The 24112-nt window shown below is 67.7% G+C and carries 23 protein-coding genes and 1 tRNA gene; 13 read left to right on the top strand and 11 right to left on the bottom strand.

Annotated features, from left to right (window positions below):
* Nucleotides 1–5: 5 nt before the first annotated feature.
* The 6 genes from rho to argS all read right to left on the bottom strand — a co-directional run bounded on the left by rho (nucleotide 6) and on the right by argS (nucleotide 8999).
* A complete protein-coding gene (gene rho, locus ASD37_RS28690; RefSeq protein WP_056559869.1) occupies nucleotides 6–2198 on the bottom strand; it encodes a transcription termination factor Rho in 2193 nt (730 codons plus the stop codon).
* 302 nt (nucleotides 2199–2500) lie between these two features.
* Nucleotides 2501–3472, bottom strand: coding sequence for a homoserine kinase (thrB, locus tag ASD37_RS28685; RefSeq protein ID WP_056559867.1), 972 nt, complete (start codon nucleotides 3470–3472; stop codon nucleotides 2501–2503).
* A 16-nt stretch (nucleotides 3473–3488) separates the two neighbouring features.
* The gene (thrC, locus tag ASD37_RS28680) at nucleotides 3489–4571 is read right to left on the bottom strand and encodes a threonine synthase (protein ID WP_056559865.1); all 1083 of its coding nucleotides are present in this window, start codon (nucleotides 4569–4571) and stop codon (nucleotides 3489–3491) included.
* A gap of 26 nt (nucleotides 4572–4597) precedes the next feature.
* The gene (locus ASD37_RS28675) at nucleotides 4598–5929 is read right to left on the bottom strand and encodes a homoserine dehydrogenase (protein WP_056559863.1); all 1332 of its coding nucleotides are present in this window, start codon (nucleotides 5927–5929) and stop codon (nucleotides 4598–4600) included.
* A complete protein-coding gene (lysA, locus tag ASD37_RS28670) occupies nucleotides 5929–7266 on the bottom strand; it encodes a diaminopimelate decarboxylase (protein WP_235568590.1) in 1338 nt (445 codons plus the stop codon). The genes ASD37_RS28675 and lysA overlap by 1 nt, the downstream gene beginning before the upstream one ends.
* Before the next feature lie 80 nt (nucleotides 7267–7346).
* Nucleotides 7347–8999 (bottom strand): arginine--tRNA ligase, encoded by a 1653-nt coding sequence (argS, locus tag ASD37_RS28665; protein WP_056559858.1) that lies wholly within the window; start codon nucleotides 8997–8999, stop codon nucleotides 7347–7349.
* Nucleotides 9000–9171: 172 nt separating this feature from the next.
* On the opposite strand from argS, the gene ASD37_RS28660 reads away from it, so the two are divergent.
* Nucleotides 9172–9244 (top strand) — tRNA-Arg (locus ASD37_RS28660).
* A 288-nt stretch (nucleotides 9245–9532) separates the two neighbouring features.
* Here the strand turns inward: ASD37_RS28660 and ASD37_RS31250 are convergent.
* The gene (locus tag ASD37_RS31250) at nucleotides 9533–10636 is read right to left on the bottom strand and encodes a diguanylate cyclase (protein WP_082570468.1); all 1104 of its coding nucleotides are present in this window, start codon (nucleotides 10634–10636) and stop codon (nucleotides 9533–9535) included.
* A gap of 556 nt (nucleotides 10637–11192) precedes the next feature.
* On the opposite strand from ASD37_RS31250, the gene ASD37_RS28650 reads away from it, so the two are divergent.
* The 5 genes from ASD37_RS28650 (at nucleotide 11193) to ASD37_RS28630 (ending at nucleotide 15726) form a co-directional block, all read left to right on the top strand.
* Nucleotides 11193–11600 (top strand): DUF3291 domain-containing protein, encoded by a 408-nt coding sequence (locus tag ASD37_RS28650; RefSeq protein WP_056559854.1) that lies wholly within the window; start codon nucleotides 11193–11195, stop codon nucleotides 11598–11600.
* 103 nt (nucleotides 11601–11703) lie between these two features.
* Entirely contained in the window at nucleotides 11704–12534 is an 831-nt protein-coding gene (locus ASD37_RS28645; RefSeq protein ID WP_056559852.1) for a DeoR/GlpR family DNA-binding transcription regulator, read from the top strand.
* Nucleotides 12531–14042 (top strand): FGGY-family carbohydrate kinase, encoded by a 1512-nt coding sequence (locus tag ASD37_RS28640; protein WP_056559850.1) that lies wholly within the window; start codon nucleotides 12531–12533, stop codon nucleotides 14040–14042. The genes ASD37_RS28645 and ASD37_RS28640 overlap by 4 nt, the downstream gene beginning before the upstream one ends.
* The gene (locus ASD37_RS28635) at nucleotides 14039–15076 is read left to right on the top strand and encodes a zinc-binding dehydrogenase (RefSeq protein ID WP_056559848.1); all 1038 of its coding nucleotides are present in this window, start codon (nucleotides 14039–14041) and stop codon (nucleotides 15074–15076) included. The genes ASD37_RS28640 and ASD37_RS28635 overlap by 4 nt, the downstream gene beginning before the upstream one ends.
* Nucleotides 15073–15726, top strand: a complete 654-nt coding sequence (locus ASD37_RS28630; RefSeq protein ID WP_056559846.1) for a class II aldolase/adducin family protein — start codon at nucleotides 15073–15075, stop codon at nucleotides 15724–15726. The genes ASD37_RS28635 and ASD37_RS28630 overlap by 4 nt, the downstream gene beginning before the upstream one ends.
* On the opposite strand, the gene ASD37_RS28625 is transcribed toward ASD37_RS28630, so the two are convergent.
* From ASD37_RS28625 to ASD37_RS28615, 3 genes are read right to left on the bottom strand one after another with little or no spacing between them, the layout of a single operon-like run.
* Nucleotides 15723–16718, bottom strand: a complete 996-nt coding sequence (locus ASD37_RS28625; protein ID WP_056559844.1) for an acetamidase/formamidase family protein — start codon at nucleotides 16716–16718, stop codon at nucleotides 15723–15725. The two genes, ASD37_RS28630 and ASD37_RS28625, sit on opposite strands and share 4 nt — an antisense overlap.
* A complete protein-coding gene (locus ASD37_RS28620; RefSeq protein WP_056559842.1) occupies nucleotides 16705–17517 on the bottom strand; it encodes a CbtA family protein in 813 nt (270 codons plus the stop codon). The genes ASD37_RS28625 and ASD37_RS28620 overlap by 14 nt, the downstream gene beginning before the upstream one ends.
* A gap of 12 nt (nucleotides 17518–17529) precedes the next feature.
* Nucleotides 17530–17757: a CbtB-domain containing protein gene (locus tag ASD37_RS28615; protein ID WP_056559839.1), complete on the bottom strand. Its 228-nt coding sequence runs from the start codon at nucleotides 17755–17757 to the stop codon at nucleotides 17530–17532.
* 256 nt (nucleotides 17758–18013) lie between these two features.
* Here ASD37_RS28615 and nthB point away from each other — a divergent pair, with 256 nt between their 5' ends.
* From nthB to ASD37_RS28580, 7 genes are all read left to right on the top strand, one after another.
* Nucleotides 18014–18709, top strand: coding sequence for a nitrile hydratase subunit beta (gene nthB / locus ASD37_RS28610; protein ID WP_056559836.1), 696 nt, complete (start codon nucleotides 18014–18016; stop codon nucleotides 18707–18709).
* Nucleotides 18710–18748: 39 nt separating this feature from the next.
* Nucleotides 18749–19339: a nitrile hydratase subunit alpha gene (gene nthA, locus ASD37_RS28605; protein WP_056559834.1), complete on the top strand. Its 591-nt coding sequence runs from the start codon at nucleotides 18749–18751 to the stop codon at nucleotides 19337–19339.
* Nucleotides 19340–19720: a nitrile hydratase accessory protein gene (locus ASD37_RS28600; protein WP_056559831.1), complete on the top strand. Its 381-nt coding sequence runs from the start codon at nucleotides 19340–19342 to the stop codon at nucleotides 19718–19720.
* Nucleotides 19721–19730: 10 nt separating this feature from the next.
* Complete coding sequence (locus tag ASD37_RS28595) at nucleotides 19731–20249, top strand: DUF1097 domain-containing protein (protein WP_056559829.1); 519 nt, start codon at nucleotides 19731–19733, stop codon at nucleotides 20247–20249.
* A 77-nt stretch (nucleotides 20250–20326) separates the two neighbouring features.
* Nucleotides 20327–20767: a MarR family winged helix-turn-helix transcriptional regulator gene (locus tag ASD37_RS28590; protein WP_235568584.1), complete on the top strand. Its 441-nt coding sequence runs from the start codon at nucleotides 20327–20329 to the stop codon at nucleotides 20765–20767.
* A 72-nt stretch (nucleotides 20768–20839) separates the two neighbouring features.
* The gene (locus ASD37_RS28585; RefSeq protein ID WP_056559824.1) at nucleotides 20840–21925 is read left to right on the top strand and encodes a substrate-binding domain-containing protein; all 1086 of its coding nucleotides are present in this window, start codon (nucleotides 20840–20842) and stop codon (nucleotides 21923–21925) included.
* A gap of 279 nt (nucleotides 21926–22204) precedes the next feature.
* On the top strand, nucleotides 22205–23182 hold the full coding sequence (locus tag ASD37_RS28580) for a hypothetical protein (RefSeq protein WP_056559821.1): 978 nt from the start codon (nucleotides 22205–22207) through the stop codon (nucleotides 23180–23182).
* Nucleotides 23183–23191: 9 nt separating this feature from the next.
* Here the strand turns inward: ASD37_RS28580 and ASD37_RS28575 are convergent, their stop codons facing one another.
* Nucleotides 23192–24073, bottom strand: a complete 882-nt coding sequence (locus ASD37_RS28575; RefSeq protein ID WP_056560045.1) for an LLM class flavin-dependent oxidoreductase — start codon at nucleotides 24071–24073, stop codon at nucleotides 23192–23194.
* Nucleotides 24074–24112: the final 39 nt, after the last annotated feature.

Here is a 24112-nt window from a genome sequence, read left to right as displayed (position 1 = left end):
TGTTCTTAGTCGTTGTCGGTTCCCGGCGTGTTCTTGGAAACCTGGACGAGGAACTCGTAGTTGTTCTTCGTCTTGCGCAGCTGGCTCATCAGCAGGTCGATGGCCTGGTGCGAGTCAAGACCCGACAGCACCCGGCGCAGCTTGTGCACGACGGCGAACTCGTCGGTGGACAGCAGCAGTTCGTCCTTGCGGGTGTTGGACGGGTTGACGTCCACCGCGGGGAAGACCCGGCGCTCGGCGATCTTGCGGTCGAGCTTGAGCTCGGCGTTGCCGGTGCCCTTGAACTCTTCGTAGATGACCGTGTCACCCATCGAACCGGTCTCGACCAGCGCCGTGGCGATGATCGTCAGCGAGCCACCGTCTTCGATGTTGCGTGCCGCGCCGAGGAAGCGCTTCGGCGGGTACAGCGCCGTCGAGTCGACGCCACCGGACAGGATCCGGCCGGAGGCGGGCGACGCGTTGTTGTACGCGCGGCCGAGCCGGGTGATGGAGTCGAGCAATACGACGACGTCCTTGCCCTGCTCGACGAGGCGCTTGGCGCGCTCGATGGCCAGCTCGGCGACTGCGGTGTGGTCTGACGGCGGCCGGTCGAAGGTGGAGGCAATGACCTCACCCTTGACCGAGCGCTGCATGTCGGTGACCTCTTCGGGTCGCTCGTCGACCAGCACCACCATCAGGTGGCACTCGGGGTTGTTGACGGTGATCGCGTTGGCGATGCTCTGCAGCACCATCGTCTTACCGGCCTTTGGCGGCGAGACGATCAGCGCGCGCTGACCCTTGCCGATCGGCATGATCAGGTCGATGACGCGGGTGGTCAACAGCTCGGACTTGGTCTCGAGGCGCAGACGCTGGTTCGGGTAGAGCGGCGTCAGCTTCTGGAAGTCGGGACGGTTCCTGGCATCTTCGACGGGGCCGCCGTTGACCGAGTCCAGCCGCACCAGCGGGTTGAACTTCTGCCGCGGGTTCTGGCTATTGCTGTTGGCGCCGCTTTCGCCTTCGCGGGCCACGCGGACGGCGCCGATGATGGCGTCGCCGCGGCGCAGACCGTTCTTGCGAACCATGTTCATCGAGACGTAGACGTCGTTCGTGCCCGCCAGGTACCCGGAGGTGCGGACGAACGCGTAGTTGTCGAGCACGTCGAGGATGCCCGCGACGGGCTGGACGACGTCGTCTTCGCGCAGTTCGGTGTCGCGGTCGTTGTTGCCGCCGCCGCCCTGGGTGTCGCCACGCTCGCCGCGACGCCTGCGGTCACGGAACCGGCGACCGCGCCGGCCACCCCGCTCGTCGTCATCGTCGTCGTTGACGTTGTTGTTCGAGTTGTTGTTGTTGTTGTTGCTGTTCGCGTTGTTGTTGCCGCGGTTGTTGGCGTTGTCGTTGCGGTTGTTGCCACCGTCGTTGCGGTTGTTCTGCCGCTCGCCACCGCCGTCGTTGCGGTTGTTGCCGCCCTCGTTGCGGTTGTTACCGCCCTCGTTGCGGTTGTTCTGCCGCTCGCCACCGCCGTCGTTGCGGTCGTTGCCACCGTCGTTGCGGTTGCCCTGACGCCCGCCGTTGTTCTGGCGCTCGTTGGTACGCGGGGCCTCGGCCTGGACGGCGTCCTTCTTGTCGGCGTCGTCGGTCTTGGCTGCCTTCTCGGCACCCTTGTCCGGCTTGTCCGCGGGCGCTGCCTCGGGGGCGGCCTTCTGCTCGGTTGCGGCCTTCACTTCGGGAGCCTTGTCCTGCGGCTGCTCGACCTTCGCGGTCTGCTCGCCGGATTCCTGGGGCTCGACGGCAGCACCGGCACTGCGCGACGCACCGCGACGCTCGCGGCGGGCGCGGACGGGCCGCTCCGGGGCGTCACCAGCGGCGACGTCGGCCGCGGGGGCAGCCTCGGCGACGGCGGGCGTCGGCTCGGCGGCCGCCTTGGCCGGAGCCGCGGCAGCGCTGGCACCGGTGTTGTCGCCACGGTTCTCGCGAATGGCGGCAATGAGCTCGCTCTTGCGCATGCCCGAGGAACCCTTGATGCCAAGCTGGCCCGCAAGGGCACGAAGGTCGGGGAGCACCATCGCGGTCAACGCGGTGGGGCGGTCGCCGGAGGCCACCACGGTCGTCGCCTTCGCAGGCGCAGCCGAAACCGCTTCCGAGATGGGTGAATTCACGGGATTCGGCAGTTCGACGCCGTCGCTACTGCCTTCAGCCGTGATGAGGTCCGTATCAGACACGGATTTCCTTTCTTTCCCTCGCTGATCCGATTCTGCGAGGGTTCGTCGCATTTCAGCTGATCCGCTAAATGCCGGCTACCGAATGCCTTATGTCCCACAATTGCCTGTGCGCAAACCATTGACGTGCAACGGTGATCGCCGGGATTCTCCGCCATGCGGGGAAACGTCATCCATGAGAAGGATTGGTAGTCGTCCTAGTGTAGGCGCAGGCACAGAAGGTGCGATTGCTGGACGAAAGCGAGAATAACCCGCATCGTCGCGGGAAGCAAGAAACACCGTGATTCCCGTGTGGCGCCTGTCAACTATTCGGTCGCGGTTGCGACGCGGACGTCGCCACCGACTGCTTGCGCCGTCGCCCAGCGAACACCCTGGCCAACCGCCATCTCCCCCACGGCAAAACCGTGGGCGACGCCGTACTGGACGGCCTCGGCCGGCAGTTCCGGCTCGGTGCTGAACGCGATCACCGCAGGCCCGGCACCCGAAAGCACCGCTGCCACTCCACAACGGCGCAGGATCTCGAGGTATTCCGCCGAGGCGGGCAGCGCCGCCGCCCGTTGCGGCTGGTGCAGGCGGTCCTCGGTGGCGGCCATCAGCAGGTCGGGGCGTTCGGTGAGCGCCACCACCATCAACGCCGCCCTGCTCAGGTTGAACCGGGCGTCGACGTGGCTGACATGGTCGGGCAGCACCGCGCGCGTCTCGGCGGTCGACGACCGAATCTGGGGCACGGCGGGGAACAGATGGATGTCGGGATGCAGGCTCAACCGCGCGGCGGCGTACCGAGTGAGCGGCCGGTCGTCCTCGGTCCACGACACCACGGCACCACCGAGCACGGCAGCCGACGCGTTGTCCGGATGCCCCTCGAACTCCGACGACAGCTGAACCAACTTATCTTCCGACAACGTCGGCGAATCACTCTGCGCGACAAGGCCGTTGGCTGCCGCCAGGCCGCCGACGACGGCCGCGGCCGACGATCCGAGCCCGCGCGAATGCGGAATTGCGTTGCGCGACCGGACGATCAAGCCGTCGGCGCAGACACCCGCCGCCGCAAGACCACGTTCGATGGCACGAACCACCAGGTGGGTGGAGTCCAGCGGAACCTGTCCCGCGCCTTCACCGTCGACCTCGACACGAATGCCGGATTCCGTTGTCTCGACGTAGATTTCGTCGTAGAGACTCAACGCAAGACCGAGGCTGTCGAAGCCGGGGCCGAGGTTGGCGCTGGACGCGGCCACCACGGAGGTGGCCGCCAGCCCGGCGGGGAGGGTCTGCTTCACCGATGCGCCATTCGTCCTACGCCAACCCGAGCTCGGCCGCGACCGCGATGGGGTCGACGGCGATGGCGGTGACGGGCGGCAGCTCCTTGAGCGCGGTGTCGGGATCCTTCAATCCGTTTCCGGTGACGGTGCACACCACGGTGGAGCCCTTCTCGACCCAGCCGTCGTCGATTGACTTGAGCAGACCGGCGATGCTGGCCGCTGACGCGGGCTCGACGAACACGCCTTCACTGCGGGCGACGAGGTGGTACGCGGCGAGGATCTCCATGTCCGTCGCGGCCAGGAAGCGGCCGTTGGAGTTCTGCTGCGCCGCGACGGCTGAATCCCACGACGCCGGCGAGCCGATGCGGATGGCCGTGGCGATGGTCTCCGGGTTGAGCACCGGCTCCCCCGACACCAGCGGTGCGGCGCCTGCGGCCTGGGTGCCGAGCATCCGGGGCAGCTTCTGCGCCAATCCGTCGCGGTGATACTCGATGTAGCCCTTCCAGTACGCGGTGATGTTGCCCGCGTTGCCGACCGGCAGGGCGTGCACGTCGGGCGCCTCGCCGAGGGCGTCGACGATCTCGAACGCCGCCGTCTTCTGCCCCTCGATGCGGTACGGGTTGACGGAGTTCACCAGCGACACCGCCGGGAAGTCGGCCGTCAGCTTGCGGGCCAGCTCGAGGCAGTCGTCGAAGTTGCCGTCGATCTGGATGATCTTGGCGCCGTGCATGACCGCCTGGGCGAGCTTGCCCATCGCGATCTTGCCCTGCGGGATCAGCACGGCGCAGGTGATGCCCGCGCGGGCGGCGTAGGCGGCGGCCGAGGCCGACGTGTTGCCGGTCGACGCGCACAGCACGGCCTTCTGACCACGGGCCACCGCCTCGGTGACGGCCATCGTCATGCCGCGGTCCTTGAACGAGCCGGTCGGGTTGAGCCCCTCGACCTTCAGATACACCTTGCAGCCGGTCATCTCGGAGAGCTGCGTGGCGTCGATGAGCGGCGTGCCGCCCTCGAGCAGGGTGATCGGGGTCCACCCGGCCTCGACCGGGAGCCGGTCACGGTAGGCGTTGATCAGTCCTGGCCACGGCTGGTGCACCGGGGTGTGCGCGGTACCCATCCCCGTCGCTTCGCTCGCCCCGTTACTCATTCGTTGGTTCCTTCCAGGCGCAGCACGCTGTTGATGCTCGACACCACGTCGAGATCGGCAAGGGCGTCAACCGTTTCCGACAACGCGGCGTCGGTCGCACGGTGGGTGACGACGACGATGCGCGCGCCGCACCGCTGACCACCCTCGTCGACCATGCCTTCCTGGCGGACCTCGGCGATGCTGACCTCGCGCTTGCCGAACTCCGCGGCGACCGCCGACAGCACGCCGGGCCGGTCGGCCACGTTCATGCTCACGTAGTAGCGGGTCGGGATGAAACCGATGGGCGCGATGGGCAATTCGGCGTACTTGGACTCGCGGGGGCCTCGGCCGCCGTGAACCCGGTTGCGCGCGGCCATGACGAGGTCGCCCATGACGGCCGACGCGGTCGGCGCGCCGCCGGCACCCTGGCCGTAGAACATCAGCCGCCCGGCGGCCTCCGCCTCGACGACGACGGCGTTGAACGCCCCGCTGACCGAGGCCAACGGATGCTGAAGCGGCACCAGCGCGGGGTACACGCGCGCCGAAACACGCTGCTGTCCTTCGTCGTTGATGATGCGCTCACAGATGGCGAGCAGCTTGATCGTGCAGCCGAGCGCCCTGGCGGACTCGAAGTCGGCCGAGGTCACCTTGGTGATGCCTTCGCGGTAGACGTCGTCGGCGGTCACCCGGGTGTGGAACGCGATCGACGCGAGGATCGCGGCCTTGGCCGCGGCGTCGAATCCTTCGACGTCGGCGGTCGGATCGGCCTCGGCGTAACCGAGCGCGCTCGCGTCGGCCAGCGCCGACGAGTAGTCCGCGCCGGTCTCGTCCATCGCCGAGAGGATGTAGTTGGTGGTGCCGTTGACGATTCCGGCGACCCGCAGCACCGTGTCGCCGGCGAGCGACTGGGTGAGCGGGCGGATGACCGGGATGGCGCCGGCCACCGCGGCCTCGAAGTACAGGTCGGCGTGGGCGGCCTCGGCGGCCTGGGCCAGCTCGCCGGTCGACACCGCCATCAGCGCCTTGTTGGCCGTGACGACCGACTTGCCGCGCTCGAGCGCCGCGAGGATCGCCTTGCGCGCGGGTTCGACGGGACCCATCAGTTCGACGACGATGTCCACGTCGTCACGGGAGACCAGTGCGTCGACGTCGTCGGTGAGCAACCCGACCGGGACTCCGCGATCGTCGCCCACCCGCCGGACGCCGATGCCACGCAACTCCAGCGGGGCACCGATCCTGGCTGCGAGATCGGCCGCGCTGGCCTCGATGATGCGCACCACCTCGCTGCCGACGTTGCCCAGCCCCAAAACCGCTACGCCGACCGGCTTTACGCCATTGTTGTCCACCATTAGTCAACTACCTCCAAGCTCAAGAGATCCTCCACCGTTTCGCGGCGCAGAATCAGACGCGACACTCCGTCACGCACCGCAACAACGGCCGGACGGCCGAGCAGGTTGTACCGGCTCGACATCGAATAGCAATACGCCCCGGTGGCGGCGACCCCGATCAGGTCACCGGGCGCGACGTCGTCGGACACCCAGGTGTCCCGGACGACGATGTCACCGCTCTCGCAGTGCTTTCCGACGATGCGGGTCAGGGCGGGAGCCCCGTCGCTGACCCGGGACACCAGGCGCGCGTCGTACTCGGCCCCGTACAGCGAGGTCCGAATGTTGTCGCTCATGCCGCCGTCGACGCTGACGTAGCGCCGGTGCGCCGTCTGACTGACAGCGACGTCCTTGACCGTGCCCACCTCGTACAGCGTGACGGTGCCGGGACCGGCGATGGCGCGGCCAGGTTCCACGACGAGTTTCGGTGCAGGCAGGCCGACGGCCGCCGATTCGTTGACGACGATGGCGCCGATCTTGGCGGCCAGGTCCTCCATCGGAGGCGGGTCGTCCTGCGGCAGGTACGAGATGCCCAGTCCCCCACCCAGGTCGACGATGGACATCTGCGCGGTCTTCTCGACGCCGAACTCGGCGACCACGTCGCGGAGCAGTCCGATGACGCGGTGGGCGGCGAGTTCGAAGCCGGCGACGTCGAAGATCTGCGAGCCGATGTGGCTGTGCAGGCCGACGAGGCGCAGGTGGTCGGCGGCGAACACCCGACGGATTGCGCCCATCGCCGCACCGCTGGCCAGGGAGAGACCGAACTTCTGGTCCTCGTGGGCGGTGGAGATGAACTCGTGGGTGTGCGCCTCGACGCCCACGGTGACGCGGACCAGGACGTCCTGCACCACCCCGGCCGCACCGGCGATGGCGTCGAGCCGGTCGATCTCGGTCAGCGAGTCCAGCACGACGTGGCCGACGCGCGCGTCCACCGCCATGGCGAGCTCGGCGACGGACTTGTTGTTGCCGTGCAGCGCAATGCGTTCCGGCGGGAAGTTGGCGTTCAGCGCGACCGCGAGCTCTCCCCCGCTGCAGACGTCGAGCGACAGGCCCTCTTGGTCGATCCACTTCGCGATCTCGGTGCAGAGGAACGCCTTTGCGGCGTAGCGGACGTGCTCGCCGTCGCCGAACGCCGACGCGATGTCACGGCAGCGGGAGCGGAAGTCGTCCTCGTCGATGACGAACAGCGGCGTGCCATATTCGGCGGCCAGCTGGGTGACGGGCACCCCGGCAATGGAGACTTCGCCGTCGGGGTTGCGAACGGCGTTGCGCGGCCACACGTTCGGAGCCAACGCCAGCATCTCTGCGGCGGACGTCGGGCATGCAGGCGCGCTGCCGTGGCGGGTGTCCTCGGCGTGGCGGGGACCAGCGGGATGGGCCATCACATGCGCTCCGGTGCACTGACGCCGAGAATCTGCAGACCGTTGGCGATCACCTGGCGGGTGGCCTGGCACAGCGCGAGCCGGGCCGCGTGCAGATCGGTCGGGTCCTCGTCGCCCTGCGGGAGCACCCGGCACGAATCGTAGAACCGGTGGTAGTCGCCCGCGAGGTCTTCGAGGTAGCGGCACACCCGGTGCGGTTCCCGCAGCGAGGCAGCAGCCTTCAGCACGCGTGGGAAGTCGCCGATGCTGCGCATCAGCGTGCCCTCGCGGTCGTGGGTGAGCAGCTCGAGGTGCGCGGTGCTCGCGGCGAGGCCGAGGTCGGCGGCACTGCGGGCCAGGGCGGAGAGCCGGGCGTGCGCGTATTGCACGTAGTAGACCGGGTTTTCGCTCGACGCGCTCGACCACAGGGCCAGGTCGATGTCGATGGGGCTGTCGACCGAACTGCGGATCAGAACGTACCGGGCGGCGTCGACGCCGATGGCCTCGACGAGGTCGTCGAGGGTGATGACGGTGCCGGCGCGCTTGCTCATCCGCATGGGCTGGCCGTCGCGGACCAGGTTGACCATCTGCCCGATGAGCACCTCGACGGTGGCGGGGTCGTCGCCGAGGGCGGCCGCGGCGGCCTTGAGCCGGGAGATGTAGCCGTGGTGGTCGGCGCCGAGCATGTAGATGCAGAGGTCGAAGCCGCGTTGGCGCTTGTCCAGGTAGTAGGCGAGGTCACCGGCGACGTAGGCCGGGTTGCCGTCGCTCTTGATGACGACGCGGTCCTTGTCGTCACCGAAGTCGGTGGTGCGCAACCAGGTTGCGCCGTCCTTCTCGTAGATGTTGCCGGTCTCGCGGAGCTTGGCGATGGCTTGGTCGACCCGGCCCGAGGTGTGCATCGAGTCTTCGTGGGTGTAGATGTCGAAGTCGGTGCCGAAGTCGTGCAGCGACTTCTTGATGTGGGTGAACATCATGTCGACGCCGAGGGCCCGGAAGGTCTCCAGGATCTGGTCTTCGGGCCGGCTCAGCACGTCGGGCTCGGCGGCCACGACCTGCTGGGCGATCTCGGCGATGTAGCCGCCGGCGTAGCCGTCCTCGGGGGTGGGCTCGCCCTTGGCCGAGGCGATGAGCGACTTGGCGAACCGGTCGATCTGGGTGCCGTGGTCGTTGAAGTAGTACTCCCGGATGACCTTGGCGCCCTGGGTGGTGAGCAGCCGGCCCAGCGCGTCGCCGACCGCGGCCCAGCGGGTGCCGCCGATGTGGATCGGGCCGGTGGGGTTGGCGGAGACGAACTCGAGGTTGACGTTCTCGCCCGCGAGGTCGGCCGAGCCACCGTAGGCCGCGCCGGCGGCGATGACGTTCTCGACCACCACGCCCTGGGCGGCGGCCTCGATGCGCAGGTTGAGGAAGCCGGGTCCCGCGACGTCGGCGCCGGCGATGCCGTCGGTGCCCGCGAGCGCCTCGGCCAGCCAGCCGGCCAACTCCCGCGGGTTGACACCGACCTTCTTGGCCACCTGCAGCGAGAGGTTGGTGGCGTAGTCGCCATGCTCGGGGTTGCGCGGGCGCTCGACGACGACCGTCTCCGGCAGGGCGGCGGCGTCGAGCCCATGCTCGGCCAATACCGCCGCGGCGGTGGTCTTGAGCAGCTCGGCCAGATCGGCTGGGGTCACGAGGGACCATCCTATGGTCTGGGGTGGTTTCTCCCCGAATCCTTTACCGTTGGGCTGGAGCGCAGCGACCGGGGAATGTCACGGCAGGTGCGCGGGTCACCCGGGCGGCGATCAAGCCGTCGGCCATGCGTTAGGCTGTGCAAGCCCAATCGGCGCTGCTGGTTCAGCATGCGCCCCCGTAGCTCAGGGGATAGAGCGTCCGCCTCCGGAGCGGAAGGCCGCAGGTTCGAATCCTGCCGGGGGCACCCCTGTCGCCTGCCATTTCTGGACTGCGCCTTTCACGTGGCGTCTAGAGGCAGCAGAAAAGACTTGTCTCGGCAGCATGTGGCGTCGAAGTCCAAGTACAAGCCCTCCGCCGGAAGCCTCCGATTGGGTCCACTGGACGCCGACCACCTTGGTGGACGTCGATGCGGGGCACGTATGCCGACGCACCGAACCGCGAGTGGCTTGATCCGGCTGTCGGGCCAGTGAGCACGTTCAGTCGGTCGTCGCGTCGTCGCGCCGGCGGTCCCGAGCAGGCAAGATTGGCGCGATCACCGGTGTTGTTCGGACGCGACCACGACCTCGTCGCCACCGCGGCCTTTGGCCTGATACATCGCGGTATCAGCGGCGGCGATCAGATCCTCGACCGTGTAGTTGACTGCGTGCCCGGTCCCCGACGTGGACACACCCACGCTGGCGGTGATCCGGGGCTCGGCCGGTGCGGCGATGGCGCTGCGGATTCGTTCCGCGACTACGGGTGCATCACCCGGAAGCAACAGGTCGAGCACGAGGAATTCTTCGCCGCCCAGGCGCGCGACCACCGCTCCGACTCGGACTGTCGCACTAATTCGCTGAGCCGTGCGGACCAGGACAGAATCGCCCATGTCGTGGCCGTAATCGTCGTTGACCGTCTTGAATCTGTCGAGATCGATCAGGATGGCGCATAGCTCCGTAGCGTGTGTCTGATTTTGGCCCGTCGTGGTTTCGCCGAGGCGACCAAGAGCTACGCCGAGTCCGCGGCGATTGGCGAGCTTCGTAAGTGGATCGACCAGCGAGTCGACGGAACTGCGCTGCACCAGCCAAAACCCAAGCTGTAGACCGGGCATCACGGCGACGGGGACAAATAGCGCGGCGGTGGCTACGGAGGTCGCCAGGGCTGCACCACCGCCGGGCGGCCCCGAGTACACGACGAGCCACCCCGCGATCGCCATGATCACCGCAGCAGTCCAGGCAACATGGCCGGCCTGCAGCCGGGGCCCGTGGAAGAACGTCACGAAAGCGCTCACTACAGTGAAAAGTGGTGTGCCAGACATCGCGGTGAGTGGATCAGTATGCAGGAAGGAAGATGCCGCGATGCCCGCGTCCGCGCCTGCGACCAAGCAGACCGATTGACGGGGCGAAGGCCATCTCCACATCAGCCACCGAACAGCCCATGCCAAGCCGGCCAGTGAGAGAACACCCCATGCAACGCGTCCTGCGACGGTGTGGAGCGCAGTCGTGCTGAATTGCATCAAGACCGCCAGTGCAGCCGTTGCGACACCGCAGCCCGCGACCATGACCTTCAGCTTGGTCAGCAAGCCACGGCTTTCAAGGAAATCCAGTAGCCAGCGAAGGTCCTGCTCACTCCGCCACCATTCACGCAGCAGCGGAATCATCACGCCATGCTGTCACGGGCCCTCACCACGCGAGGGGGATTCGATTAGTAGGCCCAGTCTCGTTAAACTGCCGTCCTGCAATATATCGCGCAACGGCAATCGAATTGGCGTGCACTCTCACACCACGGTCCCCGCAGCCTCATAGCTGACCAGCCCTGCTGCTACGGCGTCCCGATGACGAACCATCTGAACCGTTCCGCACAACGATGACGACTAGCGCGAGGTAGCTCGCTCGCGACACTGAAAAGCATGTACTGCACCGAAACTCCCGATTGGGCCGAGCACTTCCTACATGAACATCGGCGAAATCGAATCCTTCCGGGGCACAGGGCGATTCGGCATACCGGTGTGCGCATTTCGCAGTTCGATGGCATTCCCCACTGATCAGCTACGCGACCGTGCACGCAAACGCCGATCGCCGTGAACTCCCGCCGAAACAGGCCGCGCGCACGTCGTGATGCTTGCGCAGCCTGCGCATGCAGAGCATCATTCCACTATTGACATGTCACTACCGACATGTGAGTCTCGAGCGCACCGACCACCCGGGAAGAACTCCATGCCGACACTTCCGTGGGCCACACCCAAGCAGCGCCCAGCCCTCGCAGCCAACCCGACCGTGATGGCCTCCAAGTTCCAGTTGCGAGACCGCCGCGACGTGCCCGCCTTCTTCGTCGCCGCCTTGCGAATTCGCCGCCAGATGTTGAATGCACCTGACGCCTTGGGTGTTTCGCTGATCGCCAAGCCTCTCAAGGGCACCTTCTTCACGCTCTCCGCGTGGGAGAGTCGTGAGCACATACAGGCGGCCGTCGTCGGCCACCCCCACGTCGAGACGATGAAGCGCTTCGCCCCGCGCACCGCGCACTCGCTTTTCGCGTTCTGGACGCCCGGGACCGACAGTCGCCCGACGTGGCAGGAGGCCCACCGCCGACTCGACGAGGAAGCCGCCAAGGCCGACCACCGCTGACTCACCGCGCCATTCCCGGCCCGAATCTCACATATTTGGTGTTGCAATGTGATGTTCGGTGATACGTTCGCATATACGCATGGGAACGAAAGGGGTGTGAGTGATGGCGCAGTCAACGAAGATCAGCGGCCACGTCCACCGGCGCTCCGAGATCGTGGCGTTCGTGAAGTCCCGCGGCGGCGCCCGGATCGACGAGCTGGCCGATCGATTCGGCGTCAGCACCATGACCATTCACCGCGACCTCGACCAGCTCGACTCCCAGGGCATGCTCCGCAAGGTCCGCTCCGGCGCCGAGGCACCCCCCAGCGAAGCATTCGAGCGCAGCGTCGAGATGCGCCGGGGGCTCAACGTCACCGAGAAGGACGCGATCGCCCAGGCCGGCTACCAGTGGGCCGCCCAGCGAGTCGACATGCAAGCCGTCGCCGTCGACGACAGCACCACCGCCCTGCACGTGCTGCCCGCCCTCCGCGCCCACCTGCCGCTGACCGTGGTCACCAACTTCCTGCCAGCCATCAACGAACTGGCCACCGACCCCGACGTCCGGCTCAACGCCGTCGGCGGCGACTACGTGGCCGACTTCTCGTCCTTCGTCGGCCCGCAATCGGTCCGCACGCTGCGCGACATGCACTACGACGTCCTCTTCATGTCGGTGCCCGCCGTGTCCCGCGGCATGTGCTTCCACCCGTCGAGCGCCGCCGCCGACCTCAAGCGCGCCTTCATCGAAAGCGCCGAGCTGAGCGTGCTTCTCGTCGACCACACCAAGTTCACCCGGCGGGCCGTGCACCGCATCTGCGATCTGGAGGAGTTCGACGCCGTCGTCGTCGACGACGGTCTCGAGCCCGACGACGTGCAACGGCTCGAGGACGCCGGCGCCAACGTGATCGTGGCGCTCCGGTCAGGACCCGCACCGACGTTCGACGAGGTACTGCCATGAACTCGCCACTTGTCCTCGCCGTGGACTGCTCGACGACTGCAGCCAAGGCCATCGTCGTCGACCGCACCGGACGCGTCGTCGGCGAGGGCGCCCACCCCCTCGCCACCGCCAGCCCGGCACCGCACTGGTTCGAGCAGAACGCCGCCGACTGGTGGACGGCCACCGATCACGCTGTGCGCCAAGCACTCACCCACGTCGACGACCTCGGGTCCGTCGCCGCCATCTGCGTGACCCATCAGCGGGAGAGCTTCGTCTGCCTCGACGCCGACGGCGAGGCCTTGCGGCCGGCGATTCTCTGGATGGACGGCCGCGCGCACGCCGAGGCGCGGCGCTACGGCACCGAGCGCGTCGAATCGATCTGCGGCAAGCCCGCGGACATCACGCCGGGCCTCTACAAGCTGCTCTGGCTGCGCGACCACGAGCCCGAGACCCTTTCTCGCAGTGCCCACATCGCCGACGTGCACACCTATCTGGTGCACGCCATGACCGGCCGCTGGACCTCGAGCACCGCCTCGGTCGACCCGCTCGCGCTGCTGGACCAGGCGACCGGCGACTACGCCGACGAACTGCTCGAGCTCGCCGGCGTGCGCCGCGACCAGCTCCCCGACCTCGTCCCCACCGGGACATCGCTTGGACCGCTGCGCCCCGAGGTCGCCGACGCGTGGGGCCTTGCCAGGAGCGTGCCGGTGATCGCCGGCACCGGGGACGGTCAGACCGCCGGAATCGGCCTTGGCGTCACCGATCCCGGCAGCGCCTACCTCGTCCTCGGTACGGCCGTGGTGATCGGCAGCGAGACCACGGCGTACCTGCCGGCGCGGGCCTACCGGTCGATGATCTCGGCGACGCCCGGGCACACCACCGTCGAGACGTTCAGCTCGTCGGGCACCTATCTGTCGACGTGGTTCCGCCAGCAGTTCGGCGATCCGGACCTGGCCGGTGCACCGGATCCCGCGCTCGAACGCGACGCCGCCGCGCTCCCCGTCGGCAGTGAGAAACTGCTGACCCTGCCCTACTGGAACGCCGCACAGACCCCGCATTGGGACAGCCAGGCCTCCGGGGTGACGCTCGGCTGGCAGGGCTGCCACAGCCGCGCGCACTTCTACCGATCACTGCTGGAAGGCATCGCCTTCGAATTACGCATGCAGCTCGACGGTTTGGAGGCCGCGCGCGGCGAACGCGTCGAGGTGCTGCGCGCCATGGGCGGCGGAGCCCGCAGCGCGCTGTGGACGCAGATCCTCGCCGACGTCTTCGACCGACCGCTGGAAGTCCGCGCCGCCGGTGAGGTCAGCGCGCTCGGCGCGGCAGCCATCGCACTGACCGCCATCGGCGAATACGCCTCGTTACCCGAGGCGGCGGCCGCGCTGGCCACCACCGACGCCGTCGTCGAACCGCGCCCCTGGGCCGCCGCGGCGTATGCCGACCTGCGGTCGATCTACGAGCGCCTCTACTCCACCACCCGAGACCTGCTTCACGACCTGCACGACCTATCACTAGGAGAAAACCGATGAGAGCGGCCATGTTCTACGGGCCAGGGGACCTTCGGTTCGAGGACGTCGCGTCCACCGAACCCGCACCGGGTGAGGTGTTGGTGGAGGTCCGCGCGGCCGCCACGTGCGGCACCGACCTGAAGTCCTACCGGCGCGGACACCCGAAGCTGTTCCCCACCCTGCCAGCGCGTTTCGGCCACGAGTTCGCCGGCGTCATCACCGCCGTCGGGGACGGCGTCGACCAGTTCGCCGTCGGCGACCGCGTGACAGCCGCCAACACCGTGCCGTGCGGGTACTGCTGGGCGTGCGTCCGCAACCGCGAGAGCCTCTGCGAGAACCTCGAATTCCTCAACGGTGCGTTCGCCGAGGAGGTGCTCATTCCCGCCGCGATCGTGGCCCGCAACACCTACAAGCTGCCCGACGACCTCGACTTCGCCGACGCCGCCCCGCTGGAGCCACTGGCTACCGTCGTGCACGGAATGGCCGAGACTGGAATCGAATTGGGCGACACCGTGGTGGTGCACGGTGCGGGCCCCATCGGACTGATGTTCGTGCGGCTCTCCACGCTGCGCGGTGCCAACGTCATCTCCGTCGACCAGTCCCCCTGGCGCCTCGAGCAGGCCAAGCTGGCCGGAGCCGTCGACGTGATCGACCTGTCCGACGTGCCGGACTTCGAGGACCGCGTCGCGCTGATCAAGTCTCGGACGCCGCATGGCCGCGGCGCCGACGTCGGCATCGAAGCGGTTGGACTACCCCAGGTGTGGGAGCAGACCGTGCGCACGCTGCGCCCGGGAGCCACCGCCGTCCTGTTCGGCGGGACGCCCAAGGGCGCACCGTTCTCCGTCGACTCGAGTGCGATGCACTACGAGGAGTACACGCTCAAGGGCGTCTTCCACCACACGCCGAACTACGTGCGCACCGCCGTCGAATTGCTGGCGAGCCGCAAGGTCGACGGGTCGATGCTCGTCACCGAACGCCGCCCGCTGGACCAGTTGGTGCCGAGCCTTGAGGACATGGCTGCCGGTCGCGGTTCGAAGTACATCCTCGAGCCATGAGCCTTCGTCTGGAATCCGAACGCCGGCAGGTCGTCGATGCCTGCCTGTCCCTGAGCCGCTCCGGCCTGGTGGTCGGCACGGCGGGCAACGTCTCGATCCGGGTCGACGACCTGGTCGTCATCTCGCCCAGTGGCGTTGACTACGAGGCGATGTCACCGCGCGACGTGGGCATCCACGACCTCGACGGGCGGCCGGTCGACGCGGTGCTGCAGCCGTCTAGCGAGCTGGCCCTGCACCTGGCGGTGTACCGGGAGTTGGGCCACACCGCCGTCGTCCACACCCACGGGCCGGCGTCGACCGCGCTGTCCACCGTCGTCGACGAAGTGCCTGCGTCGCACTACTATTCGGCCCTCTTCGGTGGCGCGGTCCGGGTGGCGCCGTACGCGACGTTCGGCACCGCCCAGCTGGCCGACAACGTCACCGCGGCGCTGCGCGACCGCACGGCCGCCCTGATGGGCAACCACGGGGCCGTCCTGGTCGGAGCCGCCCTGCCCAAGGTGCTGAGCATGGTGGCGTATCTGGAGTACATCTGCGACGTCCAGCTGCGTGCGATGGCCAGCGGCGCACCCGTGCGGGTGCTCTCCGAGGAGGAGATCGCGGAGGTCGGCCGCCGGCTCGCGGGCTACGGGCAGGAGTCCGCGTCCACCTAGCCCACCGGCACCGCCCGCAACCTGGCGTGGGTGCCCGCGTACGGATCCGACTGCGGCAGCAGTGACTTCGCGATCTTGGTCACCGCGCTGTAGTTGACGTCGACGACGTTGGCCAACGGCGACTGACAAAGCTGGCTGCACACCTGGTAGGCGTCCATGGGACCGAGGCCGTACAGCTCGCTCAACCAGCGCACCATCTCGACTTGCGAACAGCGCCAAGCATCTTCGAGCGGGCGCGCGGAGCCGACGGTCAGCAGGGCGTCGTCGTGCTCCAGGCGGGGCCACGCGGGTGCGCCGCCCTTGATCAGGTCGACGACGATCGTCACGTTCATCGCGCCCTCGAGAGCGGTGCCACACGTCTCGCCCTCCCCCTGCCGGTAGTGACCGTCGCCGACGGAGAACAACGCTCCGTCGACGTTGACGCCGAGGTAGACCGTGGTCCCGGCCCGCAGCTCGGGGGTGTCCATGTTGCCGCCGAAGTAGTCCGGCACCAGCGTGGTGCGGACCTCACGCAGCGCCGGTGCGACGCCGACGGTCCCCAGCATGGGCGCCAGCGGCATCGTCATGGTGAAGTCGGTCTCATGGGCGACGAACGTGGCTACCCCTGCGGCCCTGTCGATCTGGTAGATCCAGGTGAGTTCCGGCAGTGGCGGCTGCAGTCCGGCGGTCCGGTCGGTCCCGGTCAGTGCACCGAACAGCGGGATGGTGGTGGACGCCGCCCAGTCCCGCGCCGGTTCCAACGACACCACGTGGAGGGCGAGGGTGTCCCCCGGCTCGGCACCGGTGACGTAGAACGGGCCGGTCTGGGGGTTGAGCTCCTTCGGGTTGAGCACCTCGCTGGGCTTGTCGGCACTCGAGGTGACGCGACCGGCGAAGGCATCCTCGGTCCACAGCTTCAGGACCGTCCCCGGCGCCACCTCCATCACGGGCTCCGCCCCACCGAACGTCCAGACGTACTGCTCCGGGGTCGGCGTGAATTCAACGGTTGCCATGCGCAGCTCCTACGAACGGTGCGGCGGAATCGAAACGGGCCGTGCGCGGCAACGCCACCGCGAAGCCCGCGGCGACGACGGACCACAGAATCGCCTGCGTCAGCAGGGAGTCGATCCTGAAGTCGCTCAACACCTCTGCCGGAAACCCGGGGAATACGATCTCGCCGTCGGGTCCCGTCATCGGACCGGGCACCTCGTGGAACGACGGCATCAGTGCCGTCACCGTCGCCGTCGCCGCCAAGTAACCTGCCGTCGCGGCGATTCCGGACAGCCAGCCACCGAGCCGGGGAGCCAATCGCAGCGCGACGGCCGCAGCGGTCGCCGCCAGCGCCACCGAGACGACGACGATCACCAGGTACGCGGTGGTCCGGTCGCCAATGGTGTCCCCGACGCCGACTCCTGGTGGGTTCGGCGGGTAGGCCAACGCCGGGATCACCGTGGTCGACACGAACGCGACGACGGCGAGCAATGCCGCAGCGGCCCGGGCGTCGACCCGGATCCCGCGCCGACGCAGCACCGCCATCAGGACGCTGAAGGCCACCGCGAACAACGCGCCCATCACCAGGCCGAACACCAGGGTGCCAACGCCCGCGCCGACGTTCTCCTGCAGCGCCCTGGTGAAGACCTCGTGTTCGTGGCCGTGTTCACCAGTCAGGGCGGCTTCGGCACGAGAGCGGCCCTCCTCGTAGCCGATGGCCTGGTCGATCAGTGGTGAGATTTCGAGGCGGGCGTAGGCGAACGACGCGAGTCCGGCGACCAGACCCGACGCCACGCCTATTCCGATGTACTTCTTCTCCATGTCGAATCCCGTTCAGTGACAAGGGAAGCCCAGCAGATGCCGGGCGTCGTGGACGAACTCGTGGACGTGGGTGTCGGCGCCGAACACCGACACCGCGCCCTGGTCGTAGCCGAGGAAGTAGTAGGCGATCAGCGCGAGCACGGTCGTCCCCGTGAGCCACAGCGCCGTTCCGACCACCGTGCTGTCCGGGGTGTCGACGGCGCCGCTCCAGCGTGCCACCGATTCGTGGGAAGCAGTCATCTCGAGGGACCTCCTGAGTAATTAGTTCCGCAGCGCAACTATTGCGCGCTGCAGCGAGTGTGGGTCAGCACCGGGCCGCCGTCAACCCGAAAACAGCACCGACATGACATGCGAAATCTGTTATTAACAAGGAGCATCCGTTCGTGTAAACCCTGCGTTACGACTGGTCGCAGGGTTTGCGCTCCGCCCCGAGGATGGGTTTAGTTGCTCAGTGGAAGTATTTTTACCTTGAACTAAAGATCGGAGACGAACCGACATGCACGGTCCGCACGACGTCGGAGGCCGCGACGGTCTCGGCCCCATCGCCACCGACTTCCTCGAACCCGGAATCCCGGACTGGCGCTACCCCTTCGAAGGCCGGATGCACGCGGTCACCGCGATGGCCATCGCGAAGGGCGCGTTCAACCTCGACGAGCAGCGCCACGGCATCGAGCTGATGAAGTGGAGCGACTACACCGATTCCACCTACTACGCCCACTGGCTGTTCTCGGTGGAGAAGCTGCTCAACGACAAGGGGTACATCAGCCACGACGAGATCGACTCCCGGATGGCCGAACTCGGAGCTCCGAGCATGACCCCACACCCCGAGAAGCCGGCAACCCTCTCCCCCTTCGCCGAGAAGATGGTCGACGTGCTGTGGAAGGGCACTCCGCACGACCTGCCCGCCGAGGCTCCTCCGGTCTACGACGTCGGTGCCACCGTCCGGGTGCGAAACATCCACGACACCAAGCACAACCGCCTGCCCGGGTACCTCAACCGAGCCAGCGGAGTGATCGCCAAGCAGTACGGCGCCTTCCACGATCCGGCGGCCAGCGCGCATCAGCAGACCGACGTCCCCCACCAGCTCTACATGGTCCGGTTCACCTCGACTGAAATCTGGGGCGACGCCGCCGTCGAGGAATTCGATCTGTACGCCGACCTGTTCGAGGACTACCTCGAACCCGTCAACTAGTTCCCACCCCAAACACTTAACACACGAGGAGATCTGACGATGGACTGGCTTTCACTACCCGACGTCGAGGCGCGGGTGAACGCATTGGAATCACTGATGGTCGAGAAGGGCTTGGCCGAGCACGAAGCCGTCGACGCCGTGGTGGCGTCCTTCGAGAACGACATGGGGCCCGTCAACGGCGCCAAGGTCGTCGTCAGGGCGTGGACCGAACCCGAGTACAAGGAGTGGCTGCTGCGCGACGCCACCGCCGCCATCGCCGACATGGGCTTCACCGGCCTGCAGACCGAGCACATGGTGGCCGTGGAGAACACCGCCGAGCGGCACAACGTCGTGGTCTGCACGCTGTGTTCCTGCTACCCCTGGACGCTGCTCGGCATTCCGCCTGCCTGGTTCAAGTACCCGCAGTACCGCGCCAGGGTGGTCAAGGAACCGCGCAGCGTCCTGGCCGAATTCGGCGTCGAACTACCCGCCGACGTCAAGATCGACGTGTGGGACAGCAGCGCCGAGATCCGTTACCTGGTGATCCCCCAACGCCCCGCGGGCACCGACGACATGACGGCCGACGACCTGATGTCGCTGATCAGCCGCGACTCCATGGTCGGCACCGCACTCGTCGGGGCGGGGGCCTAGATGACCACCGCCACGATCGACCTCACCGGCTTCGACGACTGGGACGGCGCCTCTGCCCTCCCACGCTCCAACGGCGAACTCGTCTTCGACGCGCCATGGCAGGGCCGACTGTTCGGCCTCGTCGTTCACCTCTGCTCGGCAGGCGCCTTCGAGTGGGACGAGTTCAAGGAACATCTGATCGCGGTGATCGACGAGTCGGGGCTGACCGACGTCTGCGATCCGGCGGTGTACTACCGCCAGTTCGGCGAGGCGTTCTGCCGGCTCGCGGCCACCAAGCAGTTCTTCGACGCGACGGCGCTCGACGAGCGGACCGTGACCGAGGCGGCGCTGCTTGCGCACGACGACCACGATCACGATCACGACCACCCGCATCACCACTAGGAGCACCGAGATGAGCAAGGCAACCGCGCTGTCCATCAGCGTCGGAATCTTCGGCGCGCTGTCCACCTGGCTGACCGCGACCGTATGGCCGCTTCCGGTCTGGGTGCTGTTCCTGGCGTGGGCGTCGTTCTTCTTCGTCGGATCCGGCCCGTCCGGCCTGGTGAAGAGCGTCGCCTGCAACTGGGCCGGCATCCTCATCGCCACGTGCACGCTGCTGGCGGTGAGTGCCACGACCAGCGCCGTCCTGCTGGCCGTCGCGGTCGGAATCGGAAGTCTGACAATGGTTCAGGTGTCCCGACTTCCGTGGTTGTCGGCCACCCCCGCCATCGTGTTCGGCTTCGCGATGACGGTCGGCACGATCGCCGCCACCGGAAACGGGATCCTGACGGCGGGGGTGTCCAACCCCGCCCTGATCGCCGCCGTCACCGCACTGGTGGGTGCCACATTCGGGATCGCGTCGGAGTGGGGCGCGTCCGTCGTCGCCAGGGTGGGCGGCGCCCGCGTCGTGCAATCCGGCCAACCGGCGTGAACGCCGCTTACCCCACCGCCGGATATGCTGGCCGAAAACATGATTCGGACATGACGACCACATCGAGAGGAGGGGCCGTGCCGATCACGACGAGCGTGGACAGCGTCTCCGAGGTTCTGTTCCGGGCCGGACGCTGGTGGACCGAGGCGTTCTCGACCAGCTTGCTCGACGCGGACGTCGCGAGCGTCGAGGGCTGGCGGGTGCTCGGGGTTCTGCGGGGCGGTGACGGGTTCACCATGAGCGACATCGCCGCGGCGATGTCGGTGGCCCCGCCGACGTTGACGCGCATCGTGGACAAGCTGGTCGACGGTGGGTTCGTCGTCCGTCGCGTCGACGCGATGGACCGCCGCCGAGTGCTCGTGTACCTGTCGTCGAAGGGAAAGACGAAGGTACGCAAACTGGCTCGCCAGGAGGCGTCGCTGAAGGCCGCCCTGGCCGACGAGTTCGGCGAGGACACGGCGACCCAGCTTCTGCGCACGCTGGCTCGGGTGGCGGAACTACCGGTTCCCGGCCGCTAACACCCACGAAATGCCCCGGTAACCAAGGGCATTCACGATCGGTACCCACGCAAGAGTGGACGGAGGTGGGACGTGCTCGGCAATCCTTCCGTCGGCCCGGCCCGAGAAACCCTCGACGTCGCGCTCGTGGTGCCCCAGAGCGGGTCCGCCGGGATCTACGGGCCGTCGTGCGAGGCCTGCGCCGAACTCGCGATCGCCGACGTGAACGCCCGCGCGGGACTGCTGGGGCGCCGGATTCGACTGGTGCCTGTGGACGGCAGCCGGGCGCCGGGGGCCGTGGCGGCCGAGATTGCCGCGCTGCTCGAGCTCGGCGCAATCGACGCGGTCACGGGATGGCACATCTCGCCGGTGCGGCAGGCCGTCGCCAAGGTCACCGCGAACCGGGTGCCCTACGTGTACGGACCGCTGTACGAGGGTGGCGAACGCACGCCAGGGCTGTTCCTCACCGGCGAGACCCCGTCGCGCCAGCTCTTGCCGGCAATGGACTGGATGAACACCGAGTTCGGGGTCGACCGGTGGGTCGTCATCGGCAACGACTACGTCTGGCCCAGGGAGACGGGCACGGCCGCACGCCTGCACGCGCAGGCCCGGGGGCGTCCGCTGGTCGGCGAGCTCTACCTGCCGCTGGGCACGTCCGACTTCAGCGCCGCCATCCGGCAGGTTGAGACCACCGGCGCATCGGGAGTGCTGCTGTTGTTGGTCGGCGGTGACGGCGTCGAGTTCAACCGGCAGTTTGCGGCCTCCGGCCTGGCCGCCGCGGTGCCCAGACTGAGCCCGCACGTCGAAGAGAACATGCTGATGGCCAGCGGCTCCGAAAGCAACGAGGGCCTGTTCGCATCCGCGGGCTACTTCGAAGCCCTCAACACGACGGCGAGCATGGACTTCGCCGAGCGCTACTACACACGCTTCGGACCGGCCGCACCCGCGCTCAACAGCATCGGCGAATCCTGCTTTGAGGCGCTGACCTTGCTGATCACGCTGGCGACCCGGGCTGGATCGCTCGGCGTTCCCGAGCTCACCGCCGCCGCCGAGAACCTGACCTACGTCAGCCCGCGGGGCGAAGTCAGCATGCGCGGCAACCAGATGTCACAGGACATCTACGTCGCCGAGGCCGTCGGGATGGACTTCGAGGTCCGCCAGCGGATCTCCGCCGCGTAGCCATTCGCACCCGCGGGTGCAGATTGGGCAAATTGTCGACCACGCCATTTCGGTGTGGGCATCCGTTTGCCATCCGAACACCACGACAACGAGCGCCGGCGATCCGACCAGGCAATTTACGCCCTGGAGTGGGCTGCCATCCGGGACGGGCAGCCAGGAGTCTGGCCACATTTCTTTGCAGCGAAGGTGACGCTGCCGAACAGTGCGTACCAATGGTATGTTCTAGCAATCGTCGCGCAATACGGGGCGAAAGTATGTTTCTCCAGCGGAAGGATCGCCGTGACACTGCTTCCGCTGGCACCCGTCGTGGCCGCCGACCTCGCGCCAGCAGGCGCGGCCCATGCCACCCGCGGGCTGGTTCCCCGAATCATCAGCGCCCTCGCGCGCCGCAGTGCGTTCCTCCGCCGGGCCACCACCCGGATGCCGCTGGTCAGCCAGATGAGCGACCGTCGGTACCAGAGGCGCCTTGCCGAGCATGCGAACCGCTTGCCCCTTCCCACGGCCGAGCATCTCGACGTGCTCGTCGCCCTGAACGACGCCGGGGTGGCCGTCCGCCCGGCCGACCTGCCAGCGGAGGTGGTCGACTCTGCGGACGGGCTCGTCGAGCTACTGCGCCGCAAGAACGTCGACGATCCGTGCGTCAAGGCGACGCCACGCGAGTTGGCCGTCGACCCCACCCTCTTCACCTGGGGCCTGTCCGACCACCTTCTGGATCTCGCCGAATGCCACATCGGTCTGCCTGTGCGCTATCTCGGCATGGAGGTCAAGCGCGAACTGGTGCAGTCGGCGGCCGGCCGTAACCACGAGGTGGTTCGTCGCTGGCACCTCGACCACGAAGACCGCCGGATCTTGAAGGTCATCGTCTATCTCAGTGACGTCGACGCCGGCGCCGGCCCCTTCGGCTTCATCCACCAGGCCCACAGCGCCGCGATTCGCGGTTCGCGGGGCCTCGACTTCCGGGGCGTACCGGACGACAAGATGCACGACGTGGTGCCGCGTCACCAGTGGGCCCAGGTCACCGGACCCCGCATGACGTCGGTTCTCGTCGACACGGGGCAGGTGTTCCACCGAGTGTTTCCCCCGACCGAAACCGAGCGGTATTCGGTGACGTTCGCGTACTCCAGCAGGTCGCCGTACTACGCGTACTCCCGGCTGATGCTGCCGCGACGCGCCATCGAGCAACTGCGGGAACGTCTTTCGCCACGGCAGTGGGACGCGCTGTGCGTCGGCCGCACCCGGCGGTCCCGCGCCGCCTGAGGCTCGGCGTCAGGCAAAGTCCTTGGCGACGTCGGCGACACGGCGCAGCTGGTCGACGTCCGAGCTCGTCGGGATGAGATGAACCTCGTCGGTTCCAATCGCTTCGAACGTGCGCAGCACGTCGTGCAATTCGTCCTCGACACCCGCCCAGCCCGTCGTCGGTGCCATCGCGTCGACGAATTCGGCGGGGATCCAGTTCATGTAGCGCCGCAGATGCCGGTGCACCTGAGCACGCGGACCGTCACCGTCGCCCATCGCGAACCAAAACGACGTCGCCAGATGGGGTTTCGGTCGGCCTGCCTCACTCCACGCAGTGCGCGCGACGTCGAACAATTCGTTCTGCTTGGTGACGTCGAGGTCGAGGGTCGTCCCCGCCATCCCGTCGGCCCACGTCGCCGCGCTTCGCACGGTCTTGGGTCCGATGGTTCCCACCACCAACGGAGGGCCGCCCGGCTGCACGGGCGAAGGGCCAACCGGCAGTACGGATTCGGTGACCTTCTCCCCCGCCCACACCCGCTTCATGATGGCGACGCGCTCCGCCATGCCGCGCATCGTCTGGGTCGCCATGTCGGCGCCGACCGCGTCGTAGTCCTCCTGACGGCCGCCGACGCCGATGCCAACGGTCAGGCGTCCCCCGCTCAGCATGTCGCCGGTGGCGAGGCCCTTGGCGAGCATCACGGGGTCGTGCAACTGAGGGACGACGACCGTCGTCACCAGGCGGACTCGGTCGGTCCACGCGGCGAGGGCTCCGAGCAGCGTCAGCGAGTCGGGATTGTCGAAGGCGATGCGCTCACCCCAACACAGTGAGCTGAACGGGCCGTCGTCGACGGCGCGGGCCCACTCCTTCAGCACGGCGGCGTCGAGGTCGGGTTCCATCACCGGCAGCGTCATTCCGATTTGCACGACCGGATTGTGGCACGCGGACACTGC

The organism is Mycobacterium sp. Root135, assembly GCF_001426545.1.
Classification (GTDB): Bacteria; Actinomycetota; Actinomycetes; order Mycobacteriales; family Mycobacteriaceae; genus Mycobacterium.
Note: the sequence above shows the minus strand (reverse complement) of the source record. Positions and strands in the feature narration are given on the sequence as shown.